This is a genomic window from Allobosea massiliensis, assembly GCF_042655245.1.
Classification (GTDB): domain Bacteria; phylum Pseudomonadota; class Alphaproteobacteria; order Rhizobiales; family Beijerinckiaceae; genus Allobosea; species Allobosea massiliensis.
Genome location: NZ_JBHSLU010000063.1, coordinates 361,484 through 380,924 on the forward strand (window position 1 = coordinate 361,484; position 19,441 = coordinate 380,924).

Annotated in this window: 20 protein-coding genes; 7 read left to right on the plus strand and 13 right to left on the minus strand. The window is 67.8% G+C overall.

The genetic code is table 11. The annotated features are described in order from the left end of the window. Positions 1-308 precede the first annotated feature (308 nt). The 7 genes from ACFPN9_RS19495 to lepB all read right to left on the minus strand — a co-directional run bounded on the left by ACFPN9_RS19495 (position 309) and on the right by lepB (position 4,802). On the minus strand, positions 309-938 hold the full coding sequence (locus tag ACFPN9_RS19495) for a LabA-like NYN domain-containing protein (protein WP_066721507.1): 630 nt from the start codon (positions 936-938) through the stop codon (positions 309-311). A gap of 142 nt (positions 939-1,080) precedes the next feature. After that, the gene (gene pyrE, locus ACFPN9_RS19500; protein WP_066721506.1) at positions 1,081-1,665 is read right to left on the minus strand and encodes an orotate phosphoribosyltransferase; all 585 of its coding nucleotides are present in this window, start codon (positions 1,663-1,665) and stop codon (positions 1,081-1,083) included. A gap of 83 nt (positions 1,666-1,748) precedes the next feature. Next, positions 1,749-2,027 carry a helix-turn-helix domain-containing protein gene (locus ACFPN9_RS19505; RefSeq protein WP_066721505.1) on the minus strand — a complete coding sequence of 93 codons (279 nt, stop codon included), beginning with the start codon at positions 2,025-2,027 and terminating at the stop codon, positions 1,749-1,751. After that, entirely contained in the window at positions 1,996-2,271 is a 276-nt protein-coding gene (locus ACFPN9_RS19510) for a BrnT family toxin (RefSeq protein ID WP_066721504.1), read from the minus strand. Before ACFPN9_RS19510 ends, ACFPN9_RS19505 begins: the two co-directional genes overlap by 32 nt. A gap of 82 nt (positions 2,272-2,353) precedes the next feature. After that, the gene (gene era, locus ACFPN9_RS19515) at positions 2,354-3,280 is read right to left on the minus strand and encodes a GTPase Era (RefSeq protein ID WP_066721502.1); all 927 of its coding nucleotides are present in this window, start codon (positions 3,278-3,280) and stop codon (positions 2,354-2,356) included. Beyond that, positions 3,273-4,004 carry a ribonuclease III gene (rnc, locus tag ACFPN9_RS19520; protein ID WP_066721500.1) on the minus strand — a complete coding sequence of 244 codons (732 nt, stop codon included), beginning with the start codon at positions 4,002-4,004 and terminating at the stop codon, positions 3,273-3,275. The genes era and rnc overlap by 8 nt, the downstream gene beginning before the upstream one ends. A gap of 30 nt (positions 4,005-4,034) precedes the next feature. Beyond that, positions 4,035-4,802: a signal peptidase I gene (lepB, locus tag ACFPN9_RS19525; RefSeq protein ID WP_066721498.1), complete on the minus strand. Its 768-nt coding sequence runs from the start codon at positions 4,800-4,802 to the stop codon at positions 4,035-4,037. A gap of 248 nt (positions 4,803-5,050) precedes the next feature. Between lepB and ACFPN9_RS19530 the strand changes: the two genes are divergently transcribed. Next, positions 5,051-6,061, plus strand: a complete 1,011-nt coding sequence (locus ACFPN9_RS19530) for a sensor histidine kinase (protein WP_082737707.1) — start codon at positions 5,051-5,053, stop codon at positions 6,059-6,061. 78 nt (positions 6,062-6,139) lie between these two features. Here ACFPN9_RS19530 and acpS read toward each other — a convergent pair whose 3' ends face one another. Further along, on the minus strand, positions 6,140-6,547 hold the full coding sequence (gene acpS / locus ACFPN9_RS19535) for a holo-ACP synthase (protein ID WP_066721496.1): 408 nt from the start codon (positions 6,545-6,547) through the stop codon (positions 6,140-6,142). Between the two features lie 9 nt (positions 6,548-6,556). Next, a complete protein-coding gene (locus tag ACFPN9_RS19540) occupies positions 6,557-7,306 on the minus strand; it encodes a pyridoxine 5'-phosphate synthase (protein WP_066721495.1) in 750 nt (249 codons plus the stop codon). 238 nt (positions 7,307-7,544) lie between these two features. Between ACFPN9_RS19540 and ACFPN9_RS19545 the strand changes: the two genes are divergently transcribed. From ACFPN9_RS19545 to ACFPN9_RS19555, 3 genes are all read left to right on the plus strand, one after another. Continuing rightward, on the plus strand, positions 7,545-9,245 hold the full coding sequence (locus tag ACFPN9_RS19545) for an ATP-binding protein (protein WP_068072758.1): 1,701 nt from the start codon (positions 7,545-7,547) through the stop codon (positions 9,243-9,245). Between the two features lie 102 nt (positions 9,246-9,347). Then, a complete protein-coding gene (gene rpoZ / locus ACFPN9_RS19550) occupies positions 9,348-9,740 on the plus strand; it encodes a DNA-directed RNA polymerase subunit omega (protein WP_066721492.1) in 393 nt (130 codons plus the stop codon). Between the two features lie 168 nt (positions 9,741-9,908). Continuing rightward, the gene (locus tag ACFPN9_RS19555; protein WP_066721511.1) at positions 9,909-12,146 is read left to right on the plus strand and encodes a RelA/SpoT family protein; all 2,238 of its coding nucleotides are present in this window, start codon (positions 9,909-9,911) and stop codon (positions 12,144-12,146) included. Between the two features lie 3 nt (positions 12,147-12,149). Here the strand turns inward: ACFPN9_RS19555 and ACFPN9_RS19560 are convergent, their stop codons facing one another. Then, complete coding sequence (locus ACFPN9_RS19560) at positions 12,150-12,995, minus strand: LysR family transcriptional regulator (RefSeq protein ID WP_066721490.1); 846 nt, start codon at positions 12,993-12,995, stop codon at positions 12,150-12,152. 115 nt (positions 12,996-13,110) lie between these two features. Here ACFPN9_RS19560 and ACFPN9_RS19565 point away from each other — a divergent pair, with 115 nt between their 5' ends. Continuing rightward, positions 13,111-13,494 carry a tautomerase family protein gene (locus tag ACFPN9_RS19565; RefSeq protein ID WP_066721489.1) on the plus strand — a complete coding sequence of 128 codons (384 nt, stop codon included), beginning with the start codon at positions 13,111-13,113 and terminating at the stop codon, positions 13,492-13,494. A gap of 141 nt (positions 13,495-13,635) precedes the next feature. Beyond that, positions 13,636-14,379 carry a DNA repair protein RecO gene (recO, locus tag ACFPN9_RS19570; RefSeq protein ID WP_082737706.1) on the plus strand — a complete coding sequence of 248 codons (744 nt, stop codon included), beginning with the start codon at positions 13,636-13,638 and terminating at the stop codon, positions 14,377-14,379. On the opposite strand, the gene ACFPN9_RS19575 is transcribed toward recO, so the two are convergent. Beyond that, positions 14,286-15,077, minus strand: a complete 792-nt coding sequence (locus ACFPN9_RS19575) for a DUF1003 domain-containing protein (RefSeq protein WP_082737705.1) — start codon at positions 15,075-15,077, stop codon at positions 14,286-14,288. The genes recO and ACFPN9_RS19575 overlap by 94 nt on opposite strands. 131 nt (positions 15,078-15,208) lie before the next feature. Between ACFPN9_RS19575 and parC the strand changes: the two genes are divergently transcribed. Further along, the gene (gene parC, locus ACFPN9_RS19580; protein WP_066721485.1) at positions 15,209-17,455 is read left to right on the plus strand and encodes a DNA topoisomerase IV subunit A; all 2,247 of its coding nucleotides are present in this window, start codon (positions 15,209-15,211) and stop codon (positions 17,453-17,455) included. Between the two features lie 192 nt (positions 17,456-17,647). On the opposite strand, the gene ACFPN9_RS19585 is transcribed toward parC, so the two are convergent. Then, the gene (locus ACFPN9_RS19585) at positions 17,648-18,253 is read right to left on the minus strand and encodes an outer membrane protein (RefSeq protein ID WP_245289505.1); all 606 of its coding nucleotides are present in this window, start codon (positions 18,251-18,253) and stop codon (positions 17,648-17,650) included. Positions 18,254-18,342: 89 nt separating this feature from the next. Beyond that, positions 18,343-19,368 carry a DUF2336 domain-containing protein gene (locus ACFPN9_RS19590; protein WP_068072757.1) on the minus strand — a complete coding sequence of 342 codons (1,026 nt, stop codon included), beginning with the start codon at positions 19,366-19,368 and terminating at the stop codon, positions 18,343-18,345. Positions 19,369-19,441 lie beyond the last annotated feature (73 nt).

Here is a 19,441-nt window from a genome sequence, read left to right on the forward strand (position 1 = left end):
GGTTTCGTCGCCTGAGGCCGTTGCGGGCCGAAGGCGGCGGAGGCGCAGATCGCCATCGCGCGGGTGAGTCAGGCCGCGCGACCCGTGGCACGGATAACCAGAAGGCGATCTGGTCGGCACAAAACACCTGCGCGCGGGACGGGGCGGCGGCTGTTGGCGCTGCTTCGACACAGACATCGACATCGACATCGGCACGCAGCCGTCGACTGCGACGCCACCACCGTTCCGCGCATCCCCTCGGATCCGCATTCGAAGAGCCCGAAAACCCCGCGGCGTGAGCCGGACGGGGCTTTCGGTGCGTGGTGGGTTCAGCCCTCGGCCGGGTCGTCCTGGCGAATGCCGTAGCGCCGCTCCAGGCCTGGATTGCCCGGCGTCACCGGCGCACCGGCGGCACCACTGCGGGCGTTGCGCTCCGAGGGGTCCCGCCCGACCTTCTGCATCAGCTGGGCTAGGTCGATGAACTCGTCGCATTGCCGGCGCAGATCGTCGGAGACCATGGGCGGGCTCGTCGAGACCGTCGAGACCACCGAGACCTTCACGCCCTTGCGCTGCACCGCCTCGACCAGCGGGCGGAAGTCGCCATCGCCCGAGAACAGGTAGATCTGGTCGAGATGCGGCGCGAGTTCGAGCATCTCGATGGCCAGTTCGATGTCCATATTGCCCTTGATCCGCCGGCGCCCGGTGGCGTCGGTGAACTCCTTGGCGGCCTTGGTGATGACGCGGTAGCCATTGTAATCGAGCCAGTCGACCAGCGGCCGGATCGAGGAATACTCCTCGCTCTCGATCAGCGTGGTGAAATAGAAGGCCCGGATCAGGTTGCCGCGGCCCTGGAATTCCCGCAGCAGCCGGCGATAATCCATGTCGAAGCCGAGCTGCTTCGAGGTCGCGTAGAGATTGGCGCCGTCGATGAAAAGCGCGATGCGCGGGTCAGCCGCCATGGAAATGCTCCGTCTGAAAATCGGTTTTGAAAAAACAGAATGAAAATGAAAGGCGGTGGAAGCGTGTCGGGCGCAGCCGATGCCGCGCCCGCGAAGTATCTTTTTCCGTGACCTCTCGCCGTAGAGGGCGCGGAATTAGGGTTCAGGCGGTCAGGCCGCGGCTGCCGGGCTTGGTGGCGGGGATGGCGGCGAGCTCCGGCGGCAGCGCGTCGGGCGCATAGTCCGGCACGGCGTATTCCATCAGGCTGACCAGCTCCATGCCGAGGTCGGCACGGCCCGCCGAGCGGTCGATCAGGCAGGCGGCGCCGACGATGGTTCCAGGCTCGTCCTTCACCGAATCGCGGCATTCGCGCAGCGAAAGGCCCGTGGTGATGATGTCCTCGATGATGACGCAGCGCGCTCCCGCCGGCAGGGTGAAGCCGCGGCGCAGCCGGAAGCTGCCGCCCTCGCGTTCGACGAAGACCGCCTTGGCGCCGAGATGCCGGGCCGTCTCGTAGCCCGGCACGATGCCGCCGACCGCGGGAGACACGACGTAGTCGATTGTGCCGAAACGCGCCTCGATCTTGGCCGCAAGCGCCTTGCACAGCCGCTCGGTGCGCACCGGATCCTGGAAAACGAACATCTTCTGCAGGAAGACGCCGCTGCGCCGGCCCGACGACAGGATGAAATGCCCCTCGAGCAGCGCACCCGCCTCGCGGAATTCGGCGAGAACCTCGTCGTCGGTCATGGCAGGCCCCGTCATCAAATGGTCGCTTCCGTCAGTGTGCGCGATAAAGGGCATCGCTGCACAAAACTCAAGGCCACGACGCCTCAGGCGACCGCCTGCGCCACCATGTCCGGATGCTGGGCGATCACGCGGACATAGGCGACGGCGAAGTCCGGCGCGGTCGCCCGAGCCTGTTCCCAGTCCCGCAGCGTGCCGACGGGAACGCGAAAGCGGCTGGCGAACTCCGCCTGCGAGAGGCCGAGCCCGGTCCTCGTCCTTCGGATCAGACGGGCGCGCTGGCCGCGGTCGAGCGCCTCGACCGTCACGTCGAAGTCAGAGGGATCAGTGGGATCAGCTGCCACTGCGATAGGCGCGTTCTTCACCCTGATTGCTCCTTCTCACCGAGATGAAGCGGGGCGCATCGCCCCGCCAGACAAAGACGCCGGTAAAGAGCCTCTTGCCGACGATGCCGATCACCTTGAATCGCTCTTCCCCGTCGATCTCGCGGATCGAGGGCAGGATCAGATGGTTCTCGTCGGCAAAGATCCCGTCGCCGAAGGCCAGCGAAACGCCGTGCTTGTCGCGGTTGGCCGCGTCCTTCGCAGGGTCGAACCGCTCGTCTGTCATATGATAGGAAGACTACGGGATTCCCGTATCGATGGCAAATCCATCGCTGATCGCCCTTCCGGGATGAGGATGCGATCGCCCCTCAGCCCTTCGGAAACTCCAGCCCCATCTCGCGATAGCGCGCCGGGTCGTCGCTCCAGTTCTCGCGCACCTTCACGAACAGGAAGAGATGCACCGTCGTCTCGGCGGCTTCCGCGATCTCGACACGCGCCTTCTGGCCGATCGCCTTGATCGTCTGGCCGCCTTCGCCGAGCACGATCTTCCGCTGGCCCTCGCGCTCGACATAGATCGTCTGCTCGATCCTGACCGAGCCGTCCGGGCGCTGCTGCCACTGCTCGGTCTCGACGGTCGAGCGATAGGGCAGTTCGTCATGCAGCCGCTCGAAAATCTTCTCGCGGGTGATCTCGGCGGCGAGGAAGCGCAGCGGCGCATCCGAGATCTGGTCTTCCGGATAGAGCCAGGGCCCGAGCGGCAGGCGTGTCTCCAGCCAGGCCAGGATGTCCTTGACCCCGTAGCCGGTCAGCGCCGCGATCATGAAGGTCGTCTCGAAGGAGCCCTGCGCATTCACCTTCGCGGTGATCTCGAGCAGCTTGTCCTTGGCGATGGTGTCGATCTTGTTGAGGATCAGGAACTTCGGCTGCTTCAGCTCGGCGAGCTTCTCCAGCAGGCGCGTGTTCTCCTCGTTGTCGTAACGCTCGACATCGATCAGCACGCCGATCAGGTCGGCGTCGGTGGCGCCGCCCCAGGCGCTCGTCACCATGGCGCGGTCGAGCCGGCGCTTGGGCTGGAAGATGCCGGGCGTGTCGACGAAGATGATCTGCGCCGCACCCGACATGGCAATGCCCCGGACCTGCGTCCGCGTCGTCTGCACCTTGCGCGAGACGATCGAGACCTTGGCGCCGACGAGCTGGTTCAAGAGCGTCGACTTACCGGCATTGGGCGCGCCGATCAGCGCGACGAAGCCGGCGCGGGTCGGTCCGGCGGGAGCGCCGCCCGTCTCGTCAGCCATGGTCGCTCTCCATCGTTTCGGTCCACAGCCCCTCGCGGCGCAGGAAGGCTTCGGCGGCGGCCTGCTCGGCGAGGCGCTTGGACGGCCCTTGCGCCTCGGCGTCGGCCAATCCGGTGATGCGCGCCGCGACGCGGAACACCGGCGCATGGTCCGGGCCCGAACGGCCGCGCTCGGAATAGGTCGGCGTCGGATAGCCCTGGCCCTGGGCCCATTCCTGCAGCGCCGTCTTGGCGTCGCGCAACGGCCGCACCGGCTTGAGCAGGCGCTCGCCGAAGGCGCGCTCGACCAGCCCGCGCGCCGCCTCGTAGCCGCCGTCGATGAAGACGGCGCCGATGATCGCCTCGCAGGCATCGGCCAGGATCGCCTTGTTCTTGCGCGCCCCGCCGAGGATCTCGCCTTCGCCCAGCCGCATGAAGGCGCCGAGATTCCAGCCCTGCGCCACCTCGGCGCAGGTCTCCTTGCGCACGAGATCGGCCAGCCGGCGCGACATGTCGCCCTCGGCCGCGGTCGGGTAGCGCTCGAACAGCATGTCGGCGATGCACAGCCCCAGTACCCGGTCGCCGAGGAACTCCAGCCGCTGATAGCTCTGCAGCCGCGGGCCTTCCGCGCTCATATGGGTGAGGGCGGTGTTGAGCAGCCCCTGGTCCTTGAAGGCGTGGCCGAGCGTGGCCTGCAGGCGCGCCGTTTCGGGCGGCTTGCGCCCGTTCTCGCCGGGCTTGCTCACGTGTGCATCCCGTTCACTGGCGGTCCATGCTCACTTGATCGCACTGAACAGGCGGTTCCAGCGCACCGTCCAGGGCCACTCCCAGATCTTCCAGGCGGATTCGCCATCCTCGATCGAGAAGAAGATGATCTCGGCCCGGCCGACGAAATTCTCGAAAGGCACGAAGCCGACGCTGCGGTCGCGCGAATCGAGCGAGTTGTCGCGGTTGTCGCCCATCATGAAGAAGTGCCCGGGCGGCACGACGAAGACCGGCGTGTTGTCGAAGGTGCCCTTGTCGCCCTCGCGCTCGATGATGTTGTGCGAGACGCCGTTCGGCAGCGTTTCGCGATACTGGATCGCCGGCGCGCTGCGGCCCCAATTGTCGGTGGTGACGAAATCGGCGATGCGCTCGCGCTTCACCGGCTGGTTGTTGATGTGCAGGATGCCGTCGATCATCTGGATGCGCTCGCCGGGCAGCCCGATCACGCGCTTGATGTAGTCGGTCGAATTGTCGGTCGGCAGCTTGAAGACGGCGATGTCGCCGCGCTTGGGCTCGGCCGCCCAGACACGGCCCGAGAACAGCGGCGGGCTGAACGGGATCGAGTGCTTCGAATAGCCGTAGGTGTATTTCGAGACGAAGAGATAGTCGCCGATCAGCAGCGTCGGGATCAGCGAGCCCGAGGGAATGTTGAAGGGCTGGAACAGCAGCGTCCGGATCACCAGCGCGATCAGCAGGGCCTGGACGACGACCTTGATGGTCTCGACGATGCCGCCTTCGTCCTTGGCGGTCTTTTTCTTCGAATCGACGTCGTTGGCCACGCGGGCGCTCCTGGGACGGGGGTCCAGCGCGCGGTCTAGCGGAATGTCGTGCGGCAGACAACGCCAGGAAGGAGGGGATGGCAGGCGCAGCAGGGGCTTACATCGGCAGGGCAGGGCGAATTAACATGCGACCCATCTTTTGACATGGATGTCCTGATCAACCGTTCTAGGGAAGACGCCACCTTGTTGCTTCGGGCGCTCCTGCCGCGCGAGGCCCGCCGCCCCATCGATCTGCCGTTCAGGATTCCGTGAAGACCGTTGATCTGCCACCCTTCCTGTCGCGCCCGCAACCGTTCCAGGGGACGGTGTTGGGGATCGCGCTCGCCTGCCTGATCGCCGCCTGTGCGGTTCTCGGCCGTTTCGCGCTCGAAGGCGTGCTGCCGGCCGGCTACCCTTTCCTGACCTTCTTTCCCGCGGCGATCATCACGAGCTTTCTGTGCGGAACGGCGGCGGGCACGCTCTGCGCGCTGCTCTGCGGTCTGGCGGCCTGGTACTGGTTCATCCCGCCCGACGGCTTTTCGCTCGACCGGCAGAGCGCCTTCGCGCTCGGCTTCTATGTCTTCATCGTCGCGGTCGACATCGTGCTGATCCATCTGATGACACGCGCGATGCGGCGGCTGGAGGCGGAGAAGCGGGTCTCGAACGCCCTGGCCGAGCAGCAGCGGACCATGTTCGAGGAGCTGCAGCACCGCGTCGCCAACAACATGGCCTTCGTCGCCAGCCTGCTGAACATGTCGCGCCGGCGCCTCGCCGCCGATCCCGCGGCAGCGCCCGCCATTCTCGACGATGCGCGCAACCGCATCGAGACCATGGCCCGCATTCACCGGCGCCTGCACGACCCCAACCAGGTCGATCTGCCGGTGCGCTCCTATCTGCAGGATCTCTGCGCCGATGTCGTCGAGACCAGCGGCCTCTCGGGCGTGCGCTGCGCTGTGGACGTGCCGGAGATGACCTTCGACATTCGGAGGCTGACGACGATCTCCATGCTCGTCTCCGAGGTGGTGACCAACTCGCTCAAGCACGGCTATCCGGACGGCCGGGGCGGCCAGATCACGGTCTCGCTGCGCCGGCTCGATGATGGGCAGGCGGAGCTGACGATCGCCGATGACGGCGTCGGTCTTCCGGCCACGCCGGACGATGCCGTCCCGGGCCACGGGCTGGGCAACCGCATCGTCGAGGCGCTGGCGAAGCAGCTCAAGGGCAGCGTCTCGCGCCAGTCCAACCCCGGCCTCGCGACGCGCATCGTCTTCCCGCTCTGAGGGCGGGGGGCGCCACCCGGAAGCGGCCGTCTCGGTCCGCGCGATGAGGGTCTCTCGCAGGGCCTGACCGGCAGTCTTTCAGGCGTCTGGAAGGGGCCGCGCTTCGATCACCACGAAGGCCTGCGCCATCGGCGGGTCGTCGGTCATCGAGACATGCACGAAGGCCTCGTGCCCCGGCGGCGTCATCGCGGCGAGCCGCGCCGCTGCGCCGCCGGTCAGCCGCAGTGTCGGCCGCCCGCCGGGCAGGTTGACGACCTCCATGTCGCGCCAGAACACACCGGCGCGCAGGCCTGTGCCCAGCGCCTTGGAACAGGCCTCCTTCGCCGCGAAGCGCCGCGCATAGGACGCTGCCCGCGTCGCGCGCCGGTCCGACTTGGCGCGCTCGCCCTCGGTGAAGATGCGGTGGGTGAAGCGTTCGCCGAACCGGTCCAGCGATTTCTGGATGCGGTCGATGTCGCAGAGATCGGAGCCGATGCCGAGGATCATGGCCTCCGTCTAGACGGCCCCGCGACCCTCGTCCATCGCCTGCCGCATCCGCAGCAGGGCGGCGTCGAGACCGACAAAGATCGCCTCGCCCATCAGGAAATGGCCGATGTTGAACTCGACGAACTCCGGCACGGCGGCGAGCTGCCGCGCCGTGTCGTAGTCGAGCCCGTGCCCGGCATGGACCTCGAGGCCCAGCGAGGCGGCGTAGGCCGCACCCTTCGCCAGACGGGCGAATTCGGCCTGCGCCTTGTCGGTGTGCCCATCCGCAACGGCGTGGCACCAGGTCCCGGTATGCAGCTCGATCACCGGCGCGCCGAGCTTCGCCGCCATCGCGATCGGTGCCTCGTCTGCCTCGATGAAGAGCGAGACACGGCAGCCGGCCGCCTTCAATCGCGCGATGGCGGGCCGCAGCGCCTGCTCCTGGCCGACCACGTCGAGCCCGCCTTCGGTGGTGCGCTCCTCGCGCTTTTCGGGGACGAGACAGGCCGCATGCGGCTTCAGCCTTTCTGCCAGCGCGATCATCTCCTCGGTCGCCGCCATCTCGAAGTTCAGCGGCTTGGTCAGTTCGGCGGCCAGGCGCGCCATGTCGACGTCGCGGATGTGGCGCCGGTCCTCGCGCAGATGCGCGGTGATCCCGTCCGCGCCCGCGGCGATGGCCTGATGCGCGGCCCGCACAGGATCGGGCAGGGCGCCGCCGCGCGCATTGCGCACCGTCGCGACGTGATCGATGTTCACGCCCAGTCGCAGCCGGTTCGCCATGGGTCAACTCTCCTCGGAACCCGGCGTGCATAGACGACAAGGTGCCGCCCTCTCAAGACACGCGTTGTCACGGCCGACATCACGAAAACGGATGGGTCGCGAGGATTGGCGCCCCGGTCTTCGGGCTTCGCTAACCGCGTCGCCCGCGAGGGCGTGCGCGATGCGGCGGATAAGGCAATCGTAAGCACTCCTCCCTAGGCTGACGGATCGGGGGTTTGGGTGTCATGGGGCGCGCATCGTGCAGTTGGCCGTAAAGTCGGGAACGTTCGAGACCGATCTGACGCGCGACCGGCGCGACACGGCGCAGGATCCCGACCGTTCGCTCGGTCGGGTCGTCTCCTGCGACGGCTCCCGCGCGACCATCGCCAGCACGGTCGCCGGCATCGCCCGCCTCGGCCCCGAATCCTGGACCGTCGGGCGGATGATCTCGATCAATCTCGGCCGCACCCGTATCGTCGGGCTCGTCTACGAGATGTCGGCGGTCAACGCCGTCTGGGACGAGGGGGCGGACAACGCCATCCATGTCCAGGTCGAACTGCTCGGCGAGGTCACAGAGAGCGCCGACGGTCGTACCAGCTTCCAGAGCGGCATCTCGACCTATCCGCCGATCGGGGCTGTCGCCCATCGCATCCGCGCCGGCGACCTCGCGCTGGTGCATGATCTCGGCACGCGCAAGGCCGTGGCCATCGGCACGCTGACGCAGGATCCCTCCATCCCGGCCACCATCTGCATCGACGACATGCTGGCGCGCCATTTCGCGCTGGTCGGCACCACCGGCGTCGGCAAGTCGAGCGCCGTCTCGCTGCTGCTGCGCCGGGCCGTCGCCGCGCGCCCGCGGCTGCGCGTGCTGATCCTCGATCCGCACAACGAATACGCCTCCGCCTTTCCCGACCGGGCTCTGGCGATCGACGCCGAGGCGCTCGACCTGCCGTTCTGGATGTTCAAGCTCGAGGAGTTCGCGGAGGTCGTCTTCCGCGGCCGTGCCGCCTTCGAGGAAGAGAACGACATCCTGCGCGAGGTGGTGCTGGGCGCCCGCGAGCGCTATCGCTCCGGCACCGCCCGCAACGCCATGCGCGACCTCAACTCGACGCTGTTGAAGCGCCCGCTCGACGTCGGGCTCGGCCGGCGCGAGGAGGGCACGACCACCGCCGGCGACATGCCGACGCCCTATCGCATCGTCGACGCCATCGCGATCATCGACGAGTTCATCGGCCTGCACGAGAAGCGCTGGCCGCACGCCTCGCTGCGTTCGCTGAAGGTCAGGCTCGAGACGCTGCACAACGACCCGCGCTACCAGTTCATGTTTGCCCGCGCGAACATGATGGAGACGATGGCGCCGGTGCTGTCGCAGATCTTCCGCCTGCCGCATCACGGCCGCCCGATCACCGTCTTCCAGCTCGGCGGGCTTCCCTCCGAGGTCGTCGACGCCGTCGCCTCGGTGCTGGCGCGGCTCTCCTTCGATCTCGCCTGGGCGAGCCAGGGCACCTACGAGATCCTGCTGCTCTGCGAGGAGGCGCATCGCTATGTGCCCGCCGATCCGGCGCTCGGATTCCAGCCGACGCGCCAGGCTATCGCCCGCATCGCCAAGGAAGGTCGCAAATACGGGGCCTATCTCGGCGTGGTGACGCAGCGCCCCGGCGAACTCGACCCGACCATCCTGTCGCAATGCTCGACCATCTTCGCGATGCGCCTCGCCAACGAGGTCGACCAGCAGATCATCCGCTCCGCCATTTCGGACGCCTCGGCCAGCACGCTGAAATTCCTCTCCTCGGTCGGCAACCGCGAGGCGATCGCCTTCGGAGAGGGCGTCGCGACGACGATGCGAATGCGCTTCGCCGAGCTCGCCCCGCACGAATTGCCCTCGATGGACGTTGTCACCGGCGCCGATGGGCGCCGCGAACCCGGGCTCGACGACATGGTCCGGCGCATGCGCGGCTGAGGCTTTGGGCGGCCGACGCCAATCTTGCATCCGCGCCGCTTTGCCTGTAAGGCCACGCGCTACCCCTTTCCCTGCATCGCGACAGATCAGAAGGAGCCGCCCATGGCTCGCGTCACCGTTGAAGATTGCATCGACAAGGTCGACAACCGCTTCGAGCTGGTTCTCCTCGCCAGCCATCGCGCGCGCATGATCCAGTCGGGCTCGGCGATCCTGGTGCCGCGCGACAACGACAAGAACCCGGTCGTGGCGCTGCGCGAGATCGCCGACGAGAAGCTCAAGCCCGAGGATCTCAAGGAAGATCTGATCCACTCGCTGCAGAAGCATGTCGAGGTCGACGAGCCGGAGGCCGAGACGGTTCCGCTGCTCGCAGCCCCCGGCCAGAGCGCCTCAACCCCGGATTCGGAGGTCCAGTTCGACCGCATGAGCGAGGAAGACCTGCTGCGTGGCCTCGACGGTCTCGTGCCGCCGACCGAGAGCGCCGACGACGAGGATTGAGCCTCGCCGGGATGCAAGCCTAACGGCTTCTTCACCCCATCCGCTAAAGCCCGGCGCCGCCGGGCTTTTTCATGTCCCGATCGGGGAATACGCCTTGCTGCCGTGCCTTGCTGCCCCGATATTGGGCGACTCCAGATCAGGCAGGCGTGACAGAGGGCCCGCATGGGCATGATGCGGCAATACGAACTCGTCGACCGGGTTCGAAGCTACAATCCGAACACCGACGAGGACCTCCTCAACCGGGCCTATGTCTATGCCATGCGCGCCCATGGCACGCAGAAGCGCGCCTCGGGCGACCCGTTTTTCGCCCATCCGCTCGAAGTCGCGGCGCTGCTGACTGACCTCAAGCTCGACGACGCGACCATCGTGGCCGCGGTCCTGCACGACACCGTCGAGGACACGGCGGCGACGCTCGAAGAGATCGAGAGCATGTTCGGCCCCGACATCCGCCGGCTGGTGGACGGGCTGACCAAGATCAAGAAGCTTGACCTCGTCTCCAAGAAGGCGGCCCAGGGCGAGAATTTCCGCAAGCTCCTGCTCGCCATCGTCGACGATGTCCGCGTGCTCCTGGTCAAGCTCGCCGACCGGCTGCACAACATGCGGACCCTGCATTTCATGGCGCCCGAGAAGCGCCTGCGCATCGCCGAGGAGACGGTCGAGATCTACGCTCCGCTCGCCGGGCGCATGGGCATGCAGGAACTGCGCGAGGAGCTGGAGGAGCTCGCCTTCCGCCACATCAAGCCCGAGGCCCACGCCACCGTCACCAAGCGGCTGGAGGAGGTGACCGAGCGCGAGGGCCGCGTCATCGGCGAGATCGAGCGCGACCTCAAGGAGAAGCTCGCCGCCAGCGGAATCCAGGCTGAGGTCTCCGGCCGGCGCAAGCGGCCCTATTCGATCTGGAAGAAGATGGAGCGCAAATCCATCTCTTTCGAGCAACTCTCCGACATCTTCGGCTTCCGCGTCATCGTCGCGACGCCGGAGGATTGCTACCGCGTGCTCGGCATCGTCCACATGACCTGGCCGATGGTCCCGGGCCGCTACAAGGACTACATCTCGACACCCAAGCAGAACGACTACCGCTCGATCCACACCACCGTCGTCGGGCCGGCCCATAGCCGCGTCGAGCTGCAGATCCGCACCGACACGATGGACCGCATCGCCGAATACGGCATCGCCGCCCACGCCCATTACAAGGACGGGCGGACCACAGAACTCGCCCAGTATGCCGACGAAAGCCGCGCTTATCAGTGGCTGCGCCGCACCGTCGATCTGCTCGCGGAGGGCGACAGCCCGGAGGAATTCCTCGAGCACACCAAGCTCGAACTCTTCCACGACCAGGTCTTCTGCTTCACGCCGAAGGGCCGGCTGATCGCGCTGCCACGCGGCGCGACACCGATCGACTTCGCCTATGCGATCCACACCAATGTCGGCAACAGCGCCGTCGGCGCCAAGATCAACGGCCGCATCGCCCCGCTCCTGACCGAACTCGCCAATGGCGACGAGGTCGAGATCACCCGCGCGGAAGGGCAGACGCCGCCGGCCGCCTGGGAATCGCTCGTCGTCACCGGCAAGGCCCGCGCCGCCATCCGCCGCGCCACCCGCAGCGCGGTGCGCCGGCAGTATTCCGGCCTCGGCCGCCAGATCCTCGAGCGCGCCTTCGGCCGTGTCGACCGGCCCTTCACCGACGAGAAGCTGAAGGCGGCGCTCAAGCGCCTCGCCCGCAACGCCGTCGACGACGTGCTGGCGGCGGTCGGGCGCGGCGAGATGTATTCGGGCGACGTGGTCAAGGCGGTCTACCCCGATCTCGAACCCGAAAAGCGCAACGCGCCCGATGCCAAAGCGGCTGCGACCGCTGCGGCCGGCGGGAGCAAAGGCTGGTTCGAACTGCGCCAGGGCGAGAACCTGAAGTTCAAGCTCCCGGGCGAGGGCGGCGGCGACGAGGTCTCCGGCGACGACGCGATCCCGATCCGCGGCCTCGGCGGCGACCTGCCGGTGCGCTTCGCGCCGAACGGGGGCGCCGTGCCGGGGGACCGCATCGTCGGCATCCTGACCCCGGGCGAGGGGGTGACGATCTACCCGATCCAGTCGCCCGCGCTCGCCGCCTTCGACAACGAGCCCGAGCGCTGGCTCGATGTCCGCTGGGACCTCGACGACAAGGCGACGCAGCGCTTCCCGGCGCGGATCGCCCTGAACTCGATCAACGAGCCCGGCTCGCTCGCCCAGATCACCACCACCATCGCCGAGCATGACGGCAATATCGACGCGGTGGCGATGCACCGGCCGAACCCGGACTTCACCAATGTCACCATCGACCTGACGGTCTGGGACCTGAAGCATCTCAGCGCCATCATCAGCGAACTGCGCGAGAAGCGGGTGATCAGCCGGGTCGAGCGGGTGGTGGGGTAGGCCTCAGCCCGCCCGGAAGGCCGCGGCGAGTTCCCGCACGAAGGCATTCGCGCCCGGCGTCGCGACCTGGCTGCGCAGCACGACGCAGGAGCTGCCGAGATCGGGCAGACCCCACTTCGGCCCGACATCGACCGTGCCCGCCGGCGCCAGCCGTGCCGCCAGCGGCGAGATGCCGAGCCCGCCCGCGACCGCCGCCTGGACGGCCGCCATGCCGCCGCCGATGAAGGCCTCGCGCCAGGCGAGGCCGGCCCGGTCGAGCGCCGCCATGCCATGCTGCCGCAGCCAGCAATCCGGCATCAGGCTGACCAGCGGCAGCGCCTCCTCGGGCCGCCGGATCAGCCGCGGCGCGGCGAACCAGCCGAACCCATCCTCCCGCAGCACCTCGCCGCTGCGGCCGGGCGCGAGGCGGCGGATGATCGCGACATCGAGTTCGCCACGCTCGAAGGACGCTTCCAGCGCCCGCGACGGCTCGATCCGCAGCGCGATCACGACACTGGGATGGGCAGTCGCCAGCCGCGCCAGCACCGAGGGGATCTCCGCGCCGACCGCCTGCTCGCTGATCCCGATCGCGATGCGCTCGGGCACGGTTGCGAAGACCGAGAGCGCCTTGGCCTGCGCCGCCATCACCTCGCGCGCCGCAGGCAGGAAGCGCTCGCCCTCCGCTGTCAGCCGGACCAGCCTGGGATGGCGCTGCAGCAGCACCTTGCCCAGCCGCTCCTCGAGCCGGCGGATGCGCGTGCTGACCAGCGACTGCGTCGTGCCCAGCGCCTCGGCCGCCCGCGTGAAGCTGGCGAGCTCGGCCGTCCTCAGAAAGGCGGCGACGGCATCGGGATCGAGCGTAGTCAGCATCAATGATCCTCGATCAATATCGCTGATATCATCTTGGATACGGTTTCGGGATGGCTGATGCAAGCTAGGGTTTTCCTCACTGGCGGGACCGCCGCTGTGCCAACGGAGACCTCTCATGCCCCTGATCCGAATTTCGATGCGCCGCGGGCGCCCCGCCTCGCATCCTGCGGCCATCGTCGACGGCGTCTACCGGGCGCTGCGCGCGACCTTCGAGGTGCCGGAGAACGACCTCTTCGCGGTCGTCCACCAGCACGAGGCCGAGGAGTTCGTCTTCGACGCCAATTTCTTCGGCTTTCAGCGCTCGGCCGGGCTGGTGATCATCCAGATCACGGTCGCCAACACCCGCGGCGTCACCCAGAAGAAGGCGCTGTTCGCCGCCATCGCGGCCAACCTTCAGCAGGAGCCCGGGCTGAAGCCGGACGACATCTTCGTCAACCTGCTCGAGGTCAAGCGCGAGGACTGGTCCTTCGGCGGCGGCATCGCGCAGTATGTGGGCTAGACGTCATTCTCGGGCGAAGCGAAGCGACGACCCGAGAATCTCATGACCAGCGGGCTCTGGTTCCCGAGATGGTCGGGTCGAGCCCGACCATGACGAACCTGCGCTGTTTCGCCCTGCGATGTCCTGTCCTAAACCCATCCCATGGAATGGAGCGACGAGGGCACGATCATCGGCGTCAGGCGTCATGGCGAGAGCGCCGTGATCCTGGAGGTGATGACCCGCGACCATGGCCGCCATCTCGGCCTCGTCCGCGGCGGGCGCTCCGCGAAGCAGCAGCCGGTGCTCCAGCCCGGCAACGCCGTCGCGCTGACCTGGCGGGCGCGGCTCGACGAGCATCTCGGCGAATACAAGGTCGAACTGCTCGCCTCGCATGCCGCGCGGCTGATCGCGGCGCCGGTCGCGCTCTACGGACTCGGCACGATCGGGGCGCTGCTGCGGCTGCTGCCGGAGCGCGACCCGCATCCCGGCCTGCATGAGGCGCTTTCCGTGATGGTCGCGCATCTCGACGAGCCGGCGTTCGCGCCGGCGCTGGTGGTGCGCTTCGAGGTCGCGATGCTGTCCGAACTCGGCTTCGGGCTCGATCTTTCGCGCTGTGCCGTCACCGGCTCGCCCGACGATCTCAGCCATGTCTCGCCGAAATCGGGAAAGGCCGTCAGCCGCAAGGCGGCCGAGCCCTATCGCGACCGGTTGCTGCCGCTGCCGCCCTTCCTGAGCGAGGGCCAGGGCGCGAGATCGCCATCCCCCGCTGATCTAGCCGCCGGCTTCGCGCTCACGGGCTTCTTCCTGCGTCGCTATGTCTTGGAGCCGCGAGGCTTGGCCGAGCCGCCCGAGCGGGCGCGGCTGGTCGAGCTCGCGGCGCGCGCCGCGCTCGCGTCCGAGGCCTGAGCGCTGCGCAACTCCTGCAGCAGCTCGATCTGCACCTCCTGGATCTCGGCGAGGCGCTGCCATTGCCGGTTGACGAGATGGTCCATCTTCTCGTGCAGATGCCGGATCTCCAGCTCGGCCTTGAGATTGACCTGATAGTCGTTGCGGGCGCGGGCGCGGTCCTTCGCCTCCTGCCGCTGCTGGCTCATCATGATGACCGGTGCCTGCACCGCCGCGACGCAGGACAGCGCGAGATTGAGCAGGATGAAGGGGTAGGGGTCGAAGCTGGCCACGCCGACGACGTTGATCGTCATCCAGACGGCGAGGACGACGCCGAACGAGATCAGGAAGGCCCAGCTTCCCCCGAAGCTCGCGACATGGTCGGCCAGCCGCTGCCCGAAGGTCCGGTCCCGGTCGATCTCGTCATCCGTGTTGCTGGTGATCAGCTCGGAGGAGGCGAGGCTCTCGGCCACCTGCCGGTCGAGCTCGGTCATCTCGCCACGCTCGCTGGCGAGCAGCGCGTTGATGTAGCGCGAGCGATAGCCGGCGACGGCGTCCTGTGAGACCAGCGCATGGGCCGGGAGATCGGGATGGTCGCGACGGATCGCCTCGGCCAGCGCCGGCCGCAGCGCGTCGAGGCCGATGAGATGGCGGCGCGGCAGCGTGCGCCCGGTCAGCGCGCAGAGGCCGGTCTCGGCACTGGGGTCTGGATGGGTCATGCGGGTCTCCCTGGCGGCCGATGGGGGCCGATCGATTGCAACGCCATGCTTCGCCCGCCAACGTTCTAGCGGGGCGATTCGCGTCGTGCGATAGAGGCGCGTCTGGAATCGCAAGCGGGGGTGAGCAAGCCATGGGGAAGCCGGTCGATCCGCCGCCGGAGGAGGAGTCCGAGCGCATCGACCTGAAGGCGGCGCTCGAGGAGCGCTACCTCGCCTATGCGCTGTCCACCATCATGCACCGGGCCCTGCCGGATGCCCGCGACGGGCTGAAGCCGGTCCACCGGCGCATCCTGCACGCGATGCGCCTGCTGCGGCTCGACCCCGGTCAGGTCCACAAGAAATGCGCCCGCATCGTCGGCGACGTCATCGGCAAGTTTCACCCGCATGGCGACCAGTCGGTCTACGACGCGCTGGTGCGGCTCGCGCAGGATTTCGCCCAGCGCTACCCGCTCGTCGACGGGCAGGGCAATTTCGGCAATATCGACGGCGATAACGCCGCCGCCTATCGCTACACCGAAGCGCGGATGACCGAGGTCGCCCGGCTGCTGCTGGACGGCATCGACGAGGACGCGGTCGATTTCCGCGAAACCTATAATGGCGAGGACGAGGAGCCGATCGTGCTCCCCGCCGCCTTCCCGAACCTGCTGGCGAACGGCTCGCAGGGCATCGCGGTCGGCATGGCGACCTCGATCCCGCCGCACAACGCCGCCGAACTCTGCGACGCCGCGCTCTATCTGATCCAGCACCCGGAGACCTCCTCCGAGCAGCTGATGACCTTCGTCCAGGGGCCGGATTTCCCGACCGGCGGCATCATCGTCGAGTCCCGCGCCTCGATGGCGGAGACCTACCGCACCGGCCGCGGCGCCTTCCGCACCCGCGCCCGCTGGGCGGCGGAGGATCTCGGCCGCGGCACCTGGCAGGTCGTCGTCACCGAGATCCCCTACATGGTCCAGAAGGGCCGGCTGATCGAGAAGATCGCCGAGCTTCTGAACGAGAAGAAGCTGCCGCTCGTCGCCGATATCCGCGACGAGTCGGCGGAGGACATCCGCGTCGTCATCGAGCCGCGCGCCCGCAACGTCGATCCGGCGCTGATGATGGAATCGCTCTTCCGGCTGACCGAGCTGGAATCGCGCATCTCGATGAACATGAACGTGCTGACCGGCGGGCTCGTGCCGCGCGTGCTCGGCCTCAACGAGGCGCTGCGCGCCTGGCTCGACCACCGCCGCGACGTGCTGCTGCGGCGCTCCCGCTTCCGGCTCGGGCAGATCGAGAAGCGGCTCGAAATCCTGCGCGGCCTACTGATCGTCTATCTGGACCTCGACCGCGTCATCAAGATCATCCGCGAGGAGGACGAGCCGAAGATCGAGCTGATGCGCGTCTTCGAGCTCACCGAAATCCAGGCCAACGCCATCCTCGACACCAGGCTGCGCGCGCTGCGCAAGCTCGAGGAGATGCAGCTCAAGACCGAACTCGACGAACTGACCAAAGAGAAGGGCCAGATCGACGAATTGCTGGCCTCGGAGCCCGTGCAGTGGAAGCTGATCCAGCACGACATCCGCGAGGTGAAGAAGCTCTTCGGGCCGGAGACCGCGATCGGCAAGCGCCGCACCTCCTTCGCCGACATGCCCGACACCGCCGACATCGACCTGACCCAGGCGATGGTCGAGCGCGAGCCGGTGACCGTGGTGATCTCGAAGAAGGGCTGGATCCGCGCGCTGAAAGGCCATGTCCAGGACCAGTCGACCCTGACCTTCAAGGGCGATGACGGGCTGAAGACCGCCTTCTTCACCGAGACGACCGCGAAGATCCTGGTGCTCGCCACCAACGGCAAGGTCTTCACCCTGGAGGCCGCCAAGCTTCCCGGCGGACGCGGCTTCGGCGACCCGATCCGCCTGATGATCGACCTCGAGGAACATGCCGAGATCGTCGAGGCCTTCCCCTACCGGCCCGGCCTCAAACTCTTGATGGTGACGACCGACGGTCGCGGCTTCGTCGCCCCCGCCGACGACGTTGTGGCCAACACCCGCAAGGGCCGTCAGGTGCTCAATGTCGAGATGCCCGTCGAGGCGCTGCTGGCGACCCCGGCCGAAGGCGACCATGTCGCGATCATCGGCCAGAACCGCAAGCTCAACTGCTTCCCGCTCTCGGAAGTGGCGGAGATGAGCCGCGGCAAGGGGGTGCGGCTGCAGCGTTACAAGGATGGCGGCGTCTCCGACGCCAAGACCTTCAAGCTGGCGGACGGCCTGACCTGGCGCGACACCTCGGGCCGGACCTGGACCGTGGCGCAGGCCGAGCTGCTGGAATGGCTCGGCCATCGCGGCGAAGCCGGCCGCCTGCCGCCCAAGGGCTTCCCGAAGAACAACAAGTTCGGGGGCTGAGCAGACAGTAGGCGCTCAGCGCCGCCGTCATGGTCGGGCTTGTCCCGACCATCCACGTCTTCATCGGGAAAGTGCGGTGTTCAAGACGTGGATGCTCGCCACAAGGGCGAGCATGACGCAGTGGAAAGCGAGATGCGCCAATCACTTGCGCCCAGCGGCGGAATCAGCGCGACAACCGCCTGAATCAATCTCTCAGCGGAGGCTTTGGCCGACGACGCCGACTTCGAGGCCGAGCGTGAGATTGTTGGTCACGGCCCATTCGACGCCGGCGCGTGCCTCGGGCCGCAGCGCGATGTCGCTGCGCGAGAACGGCGCCGACCACGGCGTCGCGCCCCAGCGATAGGTCTCGTTGGCGGCGGCCATGCCGACTTTGGTGTAGAGCAGCACGTCCGGCGTCACCAGGACGCCGGTCTTGATCTGGAAGGCACCGGCGAAGTCTCGGGTGAAGCTCGCCTGTCCGAAGCCCGGCGTGTTCGCGCCGCCGAAGCTCGGCATGTAGTCGAGTGCCCCGACGATGCCGTAGACGAAATTGCCCTCGCGTTTCATCACGCCGGCTTCCAGGCCGAAGGTGGGGCCGGCGCTGCTGCCGAAGCGCTTCGAGCTGGTGACGTTGAAGCCCGTCGAGATGCGGGCATAGGAGCCCTCCCACCGCACGCCGCCGGGCGCGAGCGTCGGCTGCGACCAGGCGAAGGAGGGCAGCGGCGCGAAGCCGTCGAAGGGCAGCCAGGATTGTGCGCGGGCCGCGCCCGGCAGGAGCAGGGCGCCGGCGATGGCGGCGGAGAGAAGCGGCACTCTCACGATCACTAGGGTCCTCGTCGCAGCCGATGCTGGAAGCAGGCTAGCATGAGGCCGCCGGAATGTCGCGGATTTGTGGCCGCGCCGAACCCTCAGGACAGCTTGGTCTTGAGCTTGAGGAAGCGCATGGTGCGCTCGGCGGTGGCGGGGTCGAGCGCCGCATAGGCCTTCAGATCGTCCTCGGTCGCGGTCTTGGCGAACATCATCCGCCGTCCCCGCAGCCGCAGCACCGCGCCGAAAGCCTCCGTCGAGACGCCGAGCGCGCGGCAGGTGACGGCGATGCCGCTGGGATCACGCTGCATCAGCACGCGCAGCGCCTGGTCGGTGCTGAGGCTCGCGACCTGCGCGAAGACGAGCGCGAGATGGAAGGCGCGGTCCTCCTCCGCCAGCATCGTCACGATCTCGTCGAGCGGGCGGCGGCCGGCGCTCAGATCAGCCATCAGCAGCTTGATCTCGAGGCGCTGCTGGCGCGCCTGCCGGGCCAGGCTGAGCGCCTCGCTGCCGGGCTTGTTCCAGAGCGTGCCGTCATCGCCGATCTGCTCGACGATGCGCATGACCCGCTCGGCGCGGTTTGGCGTCAGGTCGGATCGGGAGGAGAGGGCCAGGCTGATCTGGCCGTCATGGCCGCCGCGCTCGATCAGCCGGTCGAAGCCCTTGTCGGAGAGGCTTGCGCCTTCGTTGGCGCTGACGGTGTGGAGCACGTCACGGTCACCGCGCTCGACCAGAATGTCCGTTACGCTTTCGGAGAGCCGCGCGCGCTCCGCGATGGCCACAAGGTGACGCTGCGACTGCGTCACCGCGATGGCGGCGAGATCGGTGTCCGTGAGCACGGGCGAGAGCTTCAGCACGAGACGCGCCACATCCGCATCCGGGTCGGAAGCGAGCGAGACCGCGACGTCACGCGGCAGGGTCGGCGTCTCGGCAACGCGGTCGGCATAGTCGCGCCGCGCCTCAGCCTCCAGATGCGGCAGCGACTTCAGGGCGATGTCGCCATAATGCGCCTGCGACGCCTCGTTGGGGCTCTCGTCGAGCAGGAACAGATCGGTGACCGCGTTCAGCAGCTGCCGCCGGCTCTCCGACGACATTTCGGCAGGCATACGGGAGAGTTCGCTGAGCATCGGGCCGTCCGGCATCGGTTGAGACACGCAAAGTAACGCCGATGGTTTGACCGATCATTAAGATGACCCTGGG